Source organism: Massilia sp. LMS1-1-1.1, assembly GCF_040815535.1.
Lineage (GTDB): Bacteria > Pseudomonadota > Gammaproteobacteria > Burkholderiales > Burkholderiaceae_D > Janthinobacterium > Janthinobacterium aestuarii.
In genome coordinates, this window is record NZ_JBFPNG010000065.1 from 115,817 (window position 1) to 129,398 (window position 13,582).

Sequence of the window (13,582 nt, forward strand, 5' to 3'; positions counted from 1 at the left end):
GAGCGTGATGCCTGCATTCATCAACATCACGCTCAACGGCGCACCGCACCAGGTGCCGCCGGGGCAAACCCTCGACCAATTGATCGCCACCCTGTCGCTGGAAAACCAGGCGCTGGCGCTGGCCGTCAACCGCAATGTCGTGCCGCGCAAGGCGTGGCAGGGGCAGGTCTTGCAGGTACAAGACCAGGTTGAAATAGTACGCGCCATCGGCGGCGGCTGAACTAAGGAAAAAGCAATGAACAGTAATAACAACGACCTGCTGACCATCGCAGGAAAACAGTATCAATCGCGCTTGCTGGTCGGTAGCGGCAAGTACAAGGATTTGCCGCAGACGCGCGAAGCGACGGATGCGGCCGAGGCACAGATCATCACGGTGGCGATCCGGCGCGTGAATATCGGGCAAGACCCGAACGCGCCCAGCCTGCTCGATGTCGTGCCGCCCGACCAGTACACGATTTTGCCGAACACGGCTGGCTGCTACAACGCCAAAGACGCCGTCTACACCCTGCAACTGGCGCGCGAGCTGCTGGGCGGACGCAATCTGGTGAAACTCGAAGTGCTCGGTGACGAGAAGACCCTGTTCCCGCACATGCCGGAAACGTTGATCGCGGCCGAGGCGCTGGTCAAGGATGGTTTTGACGTGATGGTCTACTGTAGCGACGACCCCATCCAGGCGAAGATTCTGGAAGACATCGGCTGCGTGGCCGTCATGCCGCTGGCGTCCCTGATCGGCTCGGGCATGGGCATCTTGAATCCGTGGAATTTGTCGCTGATCATCGACCAGGCGAAAGTGCCGGTGCTCGTCGATGCCGGCGTGGGCACGGCTTCCGATGCGGCCATCGCCATGGAACTCGGCTGCGATGGCGTGCTGATGAATACGGCCATTGCCGGCGCGCGCGACCCCGTGCGCATGGCGCATGCGATGAAGCTGGCCGTGCGGGCCGGGCGCGAAGCATTCCTGGCGGGACGCATGCCCCGTAAATTTGCCGCGTCGCCGTCGTCGCCGATGGCGGGCCGCCTGGCGTGACGGTGCCGATGCGCCACACTGTGCTCGTGTTTGCCGGCGCCGATCCGTCGGGTGGCGCCGGCATCGCCGCCGATATCGTGGCCATTGCGGCGCAGGGCGCGCATGCCTTGCCCGTCATCACGGCGCTGACGGTGCAGGACAACGACAGGGTCTTTGGCGTCGAGCCGGTGGCGCCAGAATTGCTGCGCCGGCAGGCGCAGGCGCTGATCGACAAGATGGCGATTCATGCCGTCAAGATCGGCATTCCCGGCAGCGCCGCGAACGCGGCCGTCATCGCGCAACTGATCGCGCAATTGCGGCTGATTCGCTCAAGCTTGCCAGTCGTGCTAGACCCCGTGCTGGCCAGCGGCCATGGCGACGTGCTCAGCCGGGACGGCGCCGTGCTGGCGCTGGCGCCCTTGCTGCCGTTGACGACCATCATCGTACCGAACGGGCCGGAAGCGCTGGCTCTCGGCGGCGCAGACAATTTGCTTGCGCAAGGCTGTGAGAACGTGCTGGTGACGGGCGGCCACGGCGAAGGCGAGGTGATCGTCAACCGCTGGTTCGATGGTGCTGGCAGCGAGCGCGAGTGGCGCTGGCCGCGCCTGCCCGGCGAATTTCACGGCAGCGGCTGCACTTTGGCGTCTGCCATCGCGGCGCGCCTGGCGCAAGGCATGCCGATGCAAGAGGCGCTCGATGGCGCGCAACGTTATTGCCATGCGGCCCTGGCCGGCGCGTTTGCGATTGCGCCTGGTCAGTTGATGCCGCAACGATTCATTCAATAAGGAAAATATCATGCGTGGACTGTATCTGGTCACCCCGAACTGGGACGACACCGACCGCCTGCTCGACGTGAGCGAGCAAGCCTTGCAGGAGGGCGTGGCCTTGCTGCAATACCGCCACAAGAGCGCGGAAGCGGAGCAGCGGCGCGAGCAGGCGGGCGCCTTGCTGGCGCTGGCCCGCAAGTATGGCGTGCCTTTCATCATCAACGACTTCATCGAGCTGTGCGAAGAGCTCGACGCGGACGGCGTGCACGTGGGCGGCACGGATGCGTCCGTCGCGCAGGTGCGCGCGCGCCTGGGCAAGGACAAGATCGTCGGTGCCTCGTGCTATGGCGACATGGCCCTGGCACGGACGGCGGAGGCGGGCGGCGCCAGCTATGTGGCCTTCGGCGGCTTTTATCCATCGCTGGTGAAAAAGTACCCGGTGACGACGCCGCTCGACATCGTGCTGCAGGCGAAACGCGAGATCGCCTTGCCGTGTGTGGTGATCGGCGGCATGACGCCGGAGAACGCCGCGCCGCTGGCCGCGCGTGGGGCCGACATGGTGGCGGCCATCAGCAGCGTCTACCAGGCGGACGATGTAGATATTGCGGTGCAGCAATTCAATCATTTGTTTGCGGCATGAACAGTGGCGTGCAAGGCTGGATTGGGGGAATAATCGGCATATAATAAGAGCATCATTCATTACCGAGGTCCCCCACCCATGAGTCAGCCAGCCGCCGCGAAACGCCTTATCCTGATCGTTGACGATGACCAGCTCCTGTTGGAGTTCCTCGGCGAAGTCCTGCGCCATGCCGGCTACGAAACAGCCCTGGCCCATTCGGCCGAAGTGGCGCTGCAGCTGATCGCTCAGCGCGAGCCGGACCTGGCCTTGCTCGACATCCACATGCCGGGCATGTCCGGCCTGGAACTGGCCAAGCGCCTGCATGGCGAAACGGCCGTGCCGTTCATGTTCCTGTCCGGCAGCGGCGACAGCGAATCGGGCAAGCAGGCGGCCGCCTACGGCGCCGTCGGTTACGTGGTGAAACCCGTCGACGAGGGCCGCTTGATGCCGGCGTTCGAAGCGGGCCTGGCGCGCGCCGATGAAATCCGCCAGCTGCGCCGCACGGAGCTGAACCTGAACGCGGCGCTGGCCGCCGGCCGCGAAACGAGCCTGGCCGTGGGTTTACTGATGGGCAAGTTCCAGACGGACCGCAACACTGCTTTCGAAGTGCTGCGCGACCATGCCCGTTCCAGCCGCCGCAAGATCAATGAAATCGCCAGCCAGCTGCTGCTGGCCGAGGAAACCCTGAACGGCTTGCACGGCGCCTTTTTGAACCGCGCAAAAACCAAGTAAGCGTTTTCCTGGCGCCTGCTTTGCTATGATGTGGCGATACGGCGCGCTGGCGCGCCCGGTTCAACCATACACAGCACACACCACAGGACACACATGAAAACCAAAGCAGCGATTGCATGGAAGGCGGGCGCGCCTTTGACCATCGAGGAAGTCGACCTGGCCGGCCCGCGCGAGGGCGAGGTACTGGTCGAGATCAAGGCCACGGGCATTTGCCATACCGATTACTACACTTTGTCGGGCGCCGATCCGGAAGGTATCTTCCCGTCCATCCTGGGCCATGAAGGCGCCGGCATCGTCGTCGACGTGGGCCCGGGCGTGAAAAGCCTGAAAAAAGATGACCACGTCATTCCCCTGTACACGCCGGAATGCCGCCAGTGCAAATTCTGCCTGTCGCAAAAAACCAATTTGTGCCAGTCGATCCGCTCGACCCAGGGCCGTGGCCTGATGCCGGACGCGACCTCGCGCTTTTCTATCGACGGCAAGCCGATCTTCCACTACATGGGCACGTCCACGTTCTCGAATTACATCGTCGTGCCGGAAATCGCCCTGGCGAAGATCCGCGAAGATGCGCCGTTCGACAAGGTCTGCTACATCGGCTGCGGCGTCACCACCGGTGTGGGCGCCGTGCTGTTTACGGCCAAGGTGGAAGCAGGCGCCAATGTCGTCGTGTTCGGCCTGGGCGGCATCGGCCTGAATGTGATCCAGGCAGCCAAGATGGTCGGCGCCGACAAGATCATCGGCGTGGACATCAACCCGGCGCGTCAGGAAATCGCACGCAAGTTCGGCATGACGCATTTCGTCAACGCCAACGAGGTGGAAAATGTGGTCGACACCATCGTGCAGCTGACGGACGGCGGCGCCGATTACAGTTTTGAATGCATTGGCAACACCACCACCATGCGCCAGTCGCTCGAGTGCTGCCACAAGGGCTGGGGCCAGTCCATCATCATCGGCGTGGCGGCGGCCGGCCAGGAAATTTCCACCCGTCCATTCCAGCTGGTGACGGGACGCGTGTGGAAAGGTTCCGCCTTCGGTGGCGCACGGGGACGCACGGACGTACCGAAGATCGTCGACTGGTATATGGAAGGCAAGCTCAACATCGACGATTTGATCACGCACCGCCTGAAGCTCGACGACATCAACCAGGGCTTCGACCTGATGAAGAGCGGAGAATCGATCCGCTCCGTCGTGCTGTACTAATACATTACGCCGTACCACGGCGTTTTGCGGAGGCTGCGGCCTCCGTTTTTTTTGCCCGGCGTTCCATCCATCGTCCGTGTCTGCCATCCAGGCAGGTCTTTTTGCAGCCTGTCGCACCGCGCTGGAGCCGTGCTCCATCCGCCGCTAAAGTCAATGCTCTACTACTTTTGCGACGAGGCAGCCATGTCCACTTCCTACCGTTTGATCCTCAGCCTGGCCGGTATCCTGCTTGGCGGCAGCGCGCTGGCCGTGCAACCGCCGCAGCCGCCCGCGCCGCCTGCCCCGCCGGCCGCACCCAGCGTGCAGGTCAGCCGTTCGATCGACAAGGGCGAAAGCTATGCGCTCGTCGACGGCGCCACGGATAGCGAGGGCGTCATCGTCGTCGACAGCGATATTCACTCGCAGCAGGTGGAAAAGCTCAAGCGCTCGATCAAGGGACCGTTCCTGTGGTTCCGCGACCAGGGGCAGGCCTATGTGCTGCAGGATGCGGCCTTGCTGGGCAAGGTGCGTACGGCATGGCAGCCTTCGAAACAGATCGGCAAGGAGATGAGCGCGCTCGGCGATCAAATGGGCGCGCATGGCAAGGCCATGGGCGAAATGGGCCGCAAGATGGGCGCGCGCAGTCTGGAAAAAGGCAGCGCGCGCGAGTCGGAACAGCTGCGCGTGCTGGGCCGCCAGCAGCAGGAGCTGGGCCGCAAGCTCGGTGACGCCTCGCGCCGCCAGGCGCTGGCAACGAGCGACGCGGCGCGCCGCGCGGCCGAGCGCGACGTGGAGCGCCTGCAGCAGCAGATGGAAGATGCGCAGGAAGAGATGGAAGAGATCAACGACCGCATCGCCGACGTGCACGAGCGCGAGGCCGAGAAAGTGGAGCAGATGTCGCGCCAGATGGAGCAGCGCAGCAAGCCGATGGAAGCGCTGGGCAAACAAATGGGCGACCTGGGCCGCCAGCAGGAAAAAGTCGTCAAGATCGCCGACAAGACCACGCGCCAGGTAATCGCTCAGGCGCTCAGCGAAGGCAAGGCGAAGCTGGTGCGTTAGCCTCTATGCCAGGTGGCGGCCACGGCGCGGTATTGCGCCGGCAACCGCTCCCTGGCATCGTCCTCGCTGGCATGCACGTCATCCTGCACTGTTTCCCATTGCGCGTCGCAGCTGAAACGGTAGACGCGCGCTTCGTCTGCGTAGCGGCACACGGCCAGGCCGTGGATGGCGGTGGGGGCGCCACCATGCTCATTGGTGACATGGCCGAAGGGCTGGTCGGACCAGGCCCAGGCCAGTACGCGGGCGCCGTCGAGGTGGGGCGGTGGTGTCATGGTATACAGGCTGCGGTGTCGGGATGGTGATTGTAGCGCGCGTGGGTAAAATGCCGCGACCGCTGGACAAATGCACAGTATTTTTAGCCATGCCGGTATAATCACGGGATGCAAAATCTTCTTCACAACCTCAATCCCGAACAATTGGCTGCCGTCACCTTGCCGGCGCAGCATGCGCTGATCCTGGCGGGCGCCGGTTCGGGCAAGACCCGCGTGCTGACCACCCGCATCGCGTGGCTGATCCAGACCCAGCAGGTATCGCCGCCCGGCATCCTGGCCGTGACGTTTACCAATAAAGCCGCCAAGGAAATGCTCACGCGATTGTCGGCCATGCTGCCGATCAATACGCGCGGCATGTGGATCGGCACCTTCCACGGCCTGTGCAACCGCCTGCTGCGCACGCACTACCGCGACGCCGCCTTGCCGCAAACGTTCCAGATCCTCGATTCTCAGGATCAATTGTCGGTGATCAAGCGCTTGTTGAAGGCAAACAACATCGATGATGAGAAATTCCCGCCGAAGACGGTGATGTATTTCATCAACAACGCCAAGGACCAGGGCTTGCGCGCCACGGACGTGGAAGCGTACGACGCGCACGAGCGCAAGATGGTCGAGCTGTACCAGCTGTACGACGACCAGTGCCAGCGCGAAGGCGTCGTCGATTTTGCGGAATTGCTGCTGCGCACGTATGAATTGCTCAGCCGCAATCAACCGCTGCGCGAACATTACCAGGCCCGTTTCCGCCATATTCTGGTGGACGAGTTCCAGGATACGAATAACCTGCAATACAACTGGCTCAAATTGCTGGCTGGCCACGGCAGCCGCGATGGCGGCGCCCTGTTTGCCGTCGGCGACGATGACCAGAGCATCTACGCGTTCCGCGGCGCCAACGTGGGCAATATGAGCGCCTTCGAGCATGAGTTCCAGGTCAAGAACTTGATCAAGCTCGAGCAGAACTACCGCTCGCATGGCCACATCCTCGACAGCGCCAACGTGCTGATCGCGAACAACAGCAAGCGCCTGGGCAAGAATCTGCGCACGGACGCGGGCCATGGCGAGCAGGTGCGCGTGTATGAAGCCAGTTCCGACTTGCAGGAAGCGCAGTGGATCATCGAAGAGGCGAAAAGCCTGATCGCCGATGGCGCTTCGCGCAGCGAAATCGCGATCTTGTACCGCTCGAACGCGCAGTCGCGCGTGATCGAACATGCGCTATTTTCGGCCGCGATTCCGTATCACGTGTATGGCGGCCAGCGCTACTTCCAGCGCGCCGAGGTCAAGCACGCGATTGCCTATTTGCAATTGATGGACAATCCGCACAACGATTCGGCCTTCTTGCGCGTGGTCAATTTCCCCACGCGCGGCATCGGCATGCGCTCGATCGAGCAATTGCAGGCCGCCTCGGAACAGTACGGCATTTCGCTGTACGCCTCCGTGCCGTATGTGGCGGGCAAGGCGGGCAGCGTGTTGGCCGGCTTCGTCAAGCTGATCGAAGGCGTGCGCTTTGAAACGCAGCAATTGTCCTTGCCGGAAATGGTCAGAGTGGTGCTGGAAGCGAGTACCTTGCTCCAGCATTACCAGAACGAAAAAGAAGGCGCCGACCGCATCGAGAACTTGGAGCAGATGGTCAGCGCGGCCAGCCAGTTCATTTCCGAGGAAGGTTTCGGCCAGGGGGCACCGGCCCATCTGGGCCCTGCCGCCCAGGCGCAGTCGGGCGCGCCCGTCGTGAACCAGGATGGCATCGAAATCCTCGACGCGGACGCGCCGCTGCCGGCCGTGATGTCGCCGCTGTCCGCCTTCCTGTCGCACGCGTCGCTGGAAGCGGGCGATAACCAGGCGCAGGCGGGCCAGGATGCGCTGCAGATGATGACGGTGCACTCGGCCAAGGGCCTGGAATTCGACAATGTGTTCATTACCGGCCTGGAAGAGGGCCTGTTCCCGCACGAAAGCAGTTCGAAGGAAGACAATGGCGTGGAAGAGGAACGCCGGCTGATGTACGTGGCCATCACGCGCGCGCGCAAGCGGCTGTACATGAGCTTTTCGCAGACGCGCATGCTGCATGGCCAGACGCGCTACAACATGAAATCGCGCTTCTTCGACGAATTGCCGGAAGAATCGCTGAAATGGCTGTCGCCGAAGGTGCAGGCGAACTGGTTCGGCAACCGCAAGTCGGCCTGGGATGAGGCGCCACGTGTGGTCAGCCTCGGTTCGGATAATGCGATTGCGCAAAAGATCGCGCAAAAAGCCACGGGCGGCGGCTGGCGCATCGGCGAATCCGTGGCGCACGCCAAGTTCGGCGAAGGCGTGATCGTCAATATTGAAGGCGGCGGCGGCAATGCGCGCGCGCAAATCAATTTCGGACAGCACGGCATGAAGGTGCTGGACCTGGGGATTGCGAAGCTGGAACGGCTGTGACGGCCATCCGTCACCAACGCGGGCGCTAACAATGTTGTCGCATTACGCGTGGCCTTCGGCCCCGCTAATCCGACTTACTGGCCGGTCGCGTAGGTCGGATTAGCGAAGCGTAATCCGACACCATTGTCGGCCTCGCAGCGTCAGATTACGCGGCCGACCGGTGTCTGGCGATCACTCGCCGGTCTTGTCCAGCGACACCGTCTTGCTCTCATCGACGGGCAGGCCGAAGATCTGGCGGTAGGCGGCATAGAACGAGCAATGCATGATGATGGTGAGTATCATCGACAGCGGCATCATCAGTTGCATCATCAGCTGCGTGCGGCCAAAGATGACGGCCAGCAACTGGCTGGTGACGATGCTGATGGCGAACCAGGTGGCGGCGAAGACGATGAAGGCCGACAGCGAACGCCAGACGGCGAAAAAGCTGAAGAACAGGGCCTTGCCCAGGCTGACTTGTTTCCAGTAGATCAGCGGCGCGGCAAAGCAGAAGGCCATGGCGGCCGGCACGTACAGCACGATGGCCAGCAGGATGCCGAGGCCCAGGCGCGATTCGGGGATGGCGGCGCGTGCCGCTTCTTCCGTCAGTTGCCCGGTGACCAGTTTCCACAGCAAACCATCGTCCACCAGGGTCGAGGCGCCGATGGCAACGATGGCCATCAGGATGTACAGCACGCCCAGGCCGAACAGGGAAGGAAACGCGGGCTTGCGGAAGCCCGAGATCAGCAGGCTGGGCAGGACGCGCTTGCCCTGGTCGATATTCAGGCAGCCTTGCACGAAGGCGACGGAAAACACGGGGACCAGGATGACGGGCAGCAATTGGCCGAGCACGGGCACGATGCTGACGGCCAGCATGCAGAACATATAGCCGAGAAACAGCATCGACATGCCGCCAGGTTGCTTGCGAAACAGGCCAAAGCCTTGTTTCACCCATTGCCAACCTGTACTTGCAGGTAATTTTTCCATATTTAAAACAGTTCCGGAGCAGGTGTGGCGATACGTTCGCGCAGAATGCGTTCGAAATGCGTGGGATCGTGCGGGGTCAGCATTTCCGCTTCGCGCGGCTGGTAATAATCGTACAGGCGCGACAGCCAGAAGCGCAGCGCGGCGGCGCGCAGCATCGGTTGCCATGCCGTTTGTTCTTCGTGCGTAAACGGGCGTACGGCCTGGTAGGCGTCGAGCAGGGCGCGCACGCGCACCGTGTCGAGCACGCCCGTGGCCAGGTCCACGCACCAGTCGTTGACGGTGACGGCCACGTCGAACAGCCACGTGTCGCAGCCGGCAAAATAAAAGTCGAAAAAGCCCGTCAGTTGCTCGCCGTCAAACATGACGTTGTTGCGGAACAAGTCGGCATGTACGGGACCGCGCGGGATGGCTTTATACGTATCGCAGGCAGCAAAGGCGTCCTGGAAATGGATTTCCGCGCGCAGCAAGTGCGCTTTGGCATCGTCGAGGTGATGCAAGACCAGCGGTGTGGTGGAGTTCCACCAGTCCAGTCCCCGCAAATTCGGCTGCTGCAGGGGGAAATCCTGCGCCGCCAGATGCATTTTCGCCAGCATGGCGCCGACGGCCGCGCAATGCACGGCTTGCGGCGCCATCTGCGAGCTGCCGTCGAGTTTGCTGACGATGGCGGCCGGCTTGCCTTGCAGGGCCGTCACCAGTTCGCCGTCCGCATTGGCGATCGGCGCCGGCACCAGTACGCCCCGGTCCGCCAAATGGCGCATCAGTTGCAGATAGAACGGCAATTGCTCGAAGCTGAGGTTTTCAAAGATCGTCAGCACGTACTCGCCGCGCTCCGTGCTCAGGAAAAAATTGCTGTTTTCGATGCCGGACGCGATGCCCTTGAGCGCCAGAGGTTTGCCGAGTGGAAACTGCGTGATCCACTGGCCGATATCGTCCAGGTGTAGCGCGGTAAAAACTGCCATGGGAAAGAGGGGAATGGTCTAAAAGGTCAAAAAAAGCCGGCTGCCCCGCAGATGGCCGGGGCAGGGCAGAAGAGAGTGGCTGCTTACTTCGCTGGTGCGGGTGGTGCTGGCGCGTCCGCTGCCTCTTCATCGCGTTGTTTCTGTTTCTTCTTGCCCAGGTCAAATTCCAGCACTTTCCATTGCGGGCCGCGCAAGGCGTTGCCGTTGGCCTGGTCGCCACCGGCGGCCGGCTTCATGTAATAGGTGCTGCCGCCGCTCGTGACTTTGACTTCGGACGTCACGCCCGCTTCGCGTTTTTCGGTGATTTGCTGCTTGGCCGCCGCTGGCGCCACGGTGATCGGTGCTTCGCCCATTTCCTCGATACGTTCGAGCTGGGGTGGCGCGTCGCTCGGTTTGGCCGGCGTCTGGGCGCTGGCAATGGCTGAACATGCCAGCAGGGGCAGGGCGAGGAATGTCCAGAGTGTCGATGTACGCATCATGATGGGTTCGCTTCCATGTGTGGGGCTGCAGCGCGTGCAGTGGTGTAATGCCGTCAATTTATCTATAAGGCATTGTAACAAACTGGTAGGCAATGCTGTTTAATTGCGCCGAAATGGCTGGCAACGGCAGCCCGCGCGCCCGCACGGACCCGCCAGCTTGCTGAAAACGCCAGGAACGGCACGCGTGGCGGCCGGTGGCGCGGCCTTAAACTCTGCGATAATTGTGCGATATTCCGCCCGTCCGCCGCTGTTTCTTCCCGGCTGGCGCGGCTCACCTTATTTTATTGGCATTATGCAAAACACCCTGCTGTTAGTCGACGGTTCCAGTTACCTTTATCGTGCCTTCCATGCGCTGCCCGACCTGCGCAGCCCGGATGGCTATCCCACGGGCGCCATGCACGGCATGGTCAACATGCTGCGCCGTTTGCGCGCCGATTACCCGGCCGCCTACATCGCCTGCGTGTTCGATGCCAAAGGGAAAACTTTCCGCGATGACATGTATCCCGAGTACAAGGCCACGCGCGCTTCGATGCCGGACGACCTGCGCTTGCAGATCGAACCGATCCACGAAGCCGTGCGCGCCATGGGCTGGCCTATCCTGATGGTCGACGGCGTGGAAGCGGATGACGTGATCGGGACTTTGGCCGTGCAGGCGGCAGCGGCCGGCATGAACGTGGTGGTGTCCACGGGCGACAAGGACCTGGCGCAGCTGGTCAACAGCCAGGTGACCCTGATCAATACCATGAGCAATGAAAAGCTCGACGAAGCGGCCGTGCTGGTCAAATTCGGCGTGCCGCCGAACCGCATCATCGATTATCTGTCGCTGATCGGCGATACGGTCGACAACGTGCCGGGCGTATCGAAATGCGGTCCGAAGACGGCCGTCAAATGGCTGACCTTGTACGACAGCCTGGAAGGCGTGATGGAAAACGCGGCCAGTGTGGGCGGCGCCGTCGGTGAAAACCTGCGCACGGCCCTGCCATGGTTGCCGCAGGCGCGTGCCTTGATCACCGTCAAGACCGATTGCGATTTGTCCGGGCACATGACAACAATCGCCGATTCGCTGGTGGCGAAACACGAAGACAAGGAAGCGCTGCTGGCTTTCTTCAACCGCTACGGCTTCAAGGCCCTGCTGCGCGAACTGGGCGCGGCGCCGCCGCCGATGTCTCCCGTTGGCGCACCGACAGTTGCCGGTGCCACCATCGCGAATACGACGGGCGACATGTTCGCCGATGCCGCGCCAGCAGTCGAGGCCGTGTATGAAACCGTGCTGACGGATGAGCAGCTCGACAAATGGATCGCCCTGATCGATGCGGCGCCCTTGACGGCTGTTGACACGGAAACTACGTCGCTGGAACCGATGACGGCGCAGATGGTCGGCATTTCCCTCTCCGTTGCCGAACATGCCGCCTGCTACATCCCGCTGGCCCACGATTACGCGGGCGCGCCGGAACAGTTGACGCGCGAACACGTGCTGGCGAAACTGCGCCCGTGGCTGGAAGATGCAAACAAGCCCAAGCTGGGCCAGAACCTGAAATACGACAGCCACATCTTCGCCAACCATGGCGTGACCCTGCGCGGCATCGCCCACGATACTTTGCTCGAATCGTATGTGTTCGAATCGCACAAGAAGCACGACATGGACAGCCTGGCCCTGCGCCACCTGAACTACACGACGATCCCGTTCGAGGACGTGTGCGGCAAGGGCGCCAAGCAGATCACCTTCAATCAGGTGGAAGTGGAGCAGGCGGCGAAATACGCGGCAGAGGATGCCGACGTCACCTTGCGCCTGCACAATGCCATGTGGGGCAACGTGGCGGGCGATGTCAAGCTGACCTTCATCTATGAAAAGATCGAGATGCCGACGGCCGTGGTCTTGCAAAAGATCGAGCGCAACGGCGTGCTGATCGATGATGAATTGCTCAACATCCAGTCGGCCGAGTTGGCCGTGAAAATCCTCGAACTGGAAAAGAAGGCCTATGAACTGGCTGAGCAGCCGTTCAACCTCGGTTCGCCCAAGCAGATCGGCGAAATCTTCTTTGAAAAGCTGAAACTGCCGGTGGTCAAGAAAACCCCGACGGGCGCGCCTTCGACGGATGAAGAAGTCTTGCAAAAGCTGGCCGAGGATTATCCATTGCCCAAAGTGCTGCTCGAATACCGCGGCATGGCCAAGCTGAAGTCGACCTACACGGACAAATTGCCGAAGATGATCAACGTCACGACGGGCCGCGTGCATACGAACTATGCGCAAGCCGTGGCCGTGACGGGGCGATTGGCGTCGAACGACCCGAACTTGCAGAATATTCCCATCCGCAGCGCGGAAGGCCGCCGCATCCGCGAAGCCTTCATTGCGCCGCCCGGCAGCCACATCGTCTCGGCCGACTATTCGCAGATCGAATTGCGCATCATGGCGCATATCTCGGGCGACGAAGCCATGTTGCGCGCGTTTGCCGACGGCATCGACATTCACCGCGCCACGGCGGCCGAGATCTTCGGCGTGCCTGCCGCGGAAGTGCAAAGCGAGCAGCGCCGCTACGCCAAGGTCATCAACTTCGGCCTGATCTACGGCATGAGCGCGTTCGGCCTGGCCGGTAACCTGGGCGTGGACCGTACGGCCGCGCAAAGCTATATCGACCGCTACTTCGCGCGTTTTTCCGGCGTGAAACAGTACATGGAAGACACGCGCCAGCAAGCGAAGGCGCGCGGCTACGTGGAAACCGTGTTCGGCCGCCGTTTGTGGCTGCCGGAAATCAACTCGCCTAACGGCCCGCGCCGCCAGGGCGCCGAACGGGCGGCGATCAACGCGCCGATGCAGGGCACGGCTGCCGACCTGATCAAGCTGGCCATGATCGCTGTGCAAGGCTGGCTGGAAACGGACAATTTGCAGACGAAGATGATCATGCAGGTGCACGATGAGCTGGTGCTGGAAGTGCCGGATGCGGAACTGGAACTGGTCAAGCGCAAGCTGCCGGAACTGATGGCCGGCGTGGCCGCACTGAAGGTGCCGCTGACGGCGGAAGTAGGCGTTGGGCGCAATTGGGACGAAGCGCACTGATGCGGTGTCGGCTTACGCGGGGCATGCCCCGCTAAGCCGACCTACGTGCCGATCAAGAGTGACGAGCAGTGACCGTAGGT

13 protein-coding genes are annotated in these 13,582 nt (G+C 62.1%); 9 read left to right on the forward strand and 4 right to left on the reverse strand.

All coding sequences use genetic code 11. The features are described 5' to 3' along the window. Positions 1–7 precede the first annotated feature (7 nt). The 7 genes from thiS (at position 8) to MRBLMS1_RS27510 (ending at position 5,362) form a co-directional block, all read left to right on the forward strand. Complete coding sequence (gene thiS, locus MRBLMS1_RS27480; protein WP_485883483.1) at positions 8–220, forward strand: sulfur carrier protein ThiS; 213 nt, start codon at positions 8–10, stop codon at positions 218–220. Positions 221–235: 15 nt separating this feature from the next. Further along, positions 236–1,027, forward strand: a complete 792-nt coding sequence (locus MRBLMS1_RS27485; RefSeq protein WP_070305799.1) for a thiazole synthase — start codon at positions 236–238, stop codon at positions 1,025–1,027. Between the two features lie 8 nt (positions 1,028–1,035). After that, positions 1,036–1,791, forward strand: coding sequence for a hydroxymethylpyrimidine/phosphomethylpyrimidine kinase (locus MRBLMS1_RS27490; RefSeq protein ID WP_485883486.1), 756 nt, complete (start codon positions 1,036–1,038; stop codon positions 1,789–1,791). A gap of 10 nt (positions 1,792–1,801) precedes the next feature. Further along, on the forward strand, positions 1,802–2,413 hold the full coding sequence (thiE, locus tag MRBLMS1_RS27495) for a thiamine phosphate synthase (RefSeq protein ID WP_139091724.1): 612 nt from the start codon (positions 1,802–1,804) through the stop codon (positions 2,411–2,413). 78 nt (positions 2,414–2,491) lie between these two features. Next, on the forward strand, positions 2,492–3,124 hold the full coding sequence (locus MRBLMS1_RS27500) for an ANTAR domain-containing response regulator (protein ID WP_034749164.1): 633 nt from the start codon (positions 2,492–2,494) through the stop codon (positions 3,122–3,124). Positions 3,125–3,217: 93 nt separating this feature from the next. Further along, positions 3,218–4,324, forward strand: a complete 1,107-nt coding sequence (locus MRBLMS1_RS27505; protein ID WP_152284325.1) for an S-(hydroxymethyl)glutathione dehydrogenase/class III alcohol dehydrogenase — start codon at positions 3,218–3,220, stop codon at positions 4,322–4,324. Positions 4,325–4,507: 183 nt separating this feature from the next. Next, positions 4,508–5,362: a hypothetical protein gene (locus tag MRBLMS1_RS27510; protein WP_485883489.1), complete on the forward strand. Its 855-nt coding sequence runs from the start codon at positions 4,508–4,510 to the stop codon at positions 5,360–5,362. Here MRBLMS1_RS27510 and MRBLMS1_RS27515 read toward each other — a convergent pair. Beyond that, complete coding sequence (locus MRBLMS1_RS27515) at positions 5,359–5,634, reverse strand: hypothetical protein (RefSeq protein WP_485883491.1); 276 nt, start codon at positions 5,632–5,634, stop codon at positions 5,359–5,361. The two genes, MRBLMS1_RS27510 and MRBLMS1_RS27515, sit on opposite strands and share 4 nt — an antisense overlap. Before the next feature lie 108 nt (positions 5,635–5,742). Here MRBLMS1_RS27515 and MRBLMS1_RS27520 point away from each other — a divergent pair, with 108 nt between their 5' ends. After that, a complete protein-coding gene (locus MRBLMS1_RS27520) occupies positions 5,743–8,046 on the forward strand; it encodes a UvrD-helicase domain-containing protein (protein WP_070305791.1) in 2,304 nt (767 codons plus the stop codon). A gap of 171 nt (positions 8,047–8,217) precedes the next feature. Here MRBLMS1_RS27520 and MRBLMS1_RS27525 read toward each other — a convergent pair whose 3' ends face one another. From MRBLMS1_RS27525 to MRBLMS1_RS27535, 3 genes are all read right to left on the reverse strand, one after another. Next, positions 8,218–9,009, reverse strand: coding sequence for a BPSS1780 family membrane protein (locus MRBLMS1_RS27525; protein WP_485883494.1), 792 nt, complete (start codon positions 9,007–9,009; stop codon positions 8,218–8,220). A gap of 2 nt (positions 9,010–9,011) precedes the next feature. Then, entirely contained in the window at positions 9,012–9,968 is a 957-nt protein-coding gene (locus MRBLMS1_RS27530) for a homoserine kinase (protein ID WP_485883496.1), read from the reverse strand. Between the two features lie 83 nt (positions 9,969–10,051). Further along, positions 10,052–10,447 (reverse strand): hypothetical protein, encoded by a 396-nt coding sequence (locus MRBLMS1_RS27535; protein WP_034749142.1) that lies wholly within the window; start codon positions 10,445–10,447, stop codon positions 10,052–10,054. 292 nt (positions 10,448–10,739) lie between these two features. Here MRBLMS1_RS27535 and polA point away from each other — a divergent pair, with 292 nt between their 5' ends. Beyond that, positions 10,740–13,502: a DNA polymerase I gene (gene polA, locus MRBLMS1_RS27540; RefSeq protein WP_485883498.1), complete on the forward strand. Its 2,763-nt coding sequence runs from the start codon at positions 10,740–10,742 to the stop codon at positions 13,500–13,502. Positions 13,503–13,582: the final 80 nt, after the last annotated feature.

What these genes read in the sequence shown, in the direction of transcription:
- MRBLMS1_RS27520 (WP_070305791.1), top strand. Translation starts at nt 5,743, where the DNA reads ATGCAAAATCTTCTTCACAACCTCAATCCCGAACAATTGGCTGCCGTC.
- MRBLMS1_RS27530 (WP_485883496.1), bottom strand. Translation starts at nt 9,968, where the DNA reads ATGGCAGTTTTTACCGCGCTACACCTGGACGATATCGGCCAGTGGATC.
- polA (WP_485883498.1), top strand. Translation starts at nt 10,740, where the DNA reads ATGCAAAACACCCTGCTGTTAGTCGACGGTTCCAGTTACCTTTATCGT.
- MRBLMS1_RS27510 (WP_485883489.1), top strand. Translation starts at nt 4,508, where the DNA reads ATGTCCACTTCCTACCGTTTGATCCTCAGCCTGGCCGGTATCCTGCTT.
- thiS (WP_485883483.1), top strand. Translation starts at nt 8, where the DNA reads ATGCCTGCATTCATCAACATCACGCTCAACGGCGCACCGCACCAGGTG.
- MRBLMS1_RS27485 (WP_070305799.1), top strand. Translation starts at nt 236, where the DNA reads ATGAACAGTAATAACAACGACCTGCTGACCATCGCAGGAAAACAGTAT.
- MRBLMS1_RS27525 (WP_485883494.1), bottom strand. Translation starts at nt 9,009, where the DNA reads ATGGAAAAATTACCTGCAAGTACAGGTTGGCAATGGGTGAAACAAGGC.
- MRBLMS1_RS27515 (WP_485883491.1), bottom strand. Translation starts at nt 5,634, where the DNA reads ATGACACCACCGCCCCACCTCGACGGCGCCCGCGTACTGGCCTGGGCC.
- thiE (WP_139091724.1), top strand. Translation starts at nt 1,802, where the DNA reads ATGCGTGGACTGTATCTGGTCACCCCGAACTGGGACGACACCGACCGC.
- MRBLMS1_RS27500 (WP_034749164.1), top strand. Translation starts at nt 2,492, where the DNA reads ATGAGTCAGCCAGCCGCCGCGAAACGCCTTATCCTGATCGTTGACGAT.
- MRBLMS1_RS27505 (WP_152284325.1), top strand. Translation starts at nt 3,218, where the DNA reads ATGAAAACCAAAGCAGCGATTGCATGGAAGGCGGGCGCGCCTTTGACC.
- MRBLMS1_RS27490 (WP_485883486.1), top strand. Translation starts at nt 1,036, where the DNA reads ATGCGCCACACTGTGCTCGTGTTTGCCGGCGCCGATCCGTCGGGTGGC.
- MRBLMS1_RS27535 (WP_034749142.1), bottom strand. Translation starts at nt 10,447, where the DNA reads ATGATGCGTACATCGACACTCTGGACATTCCTCGCCCTGCCCCTGCTG.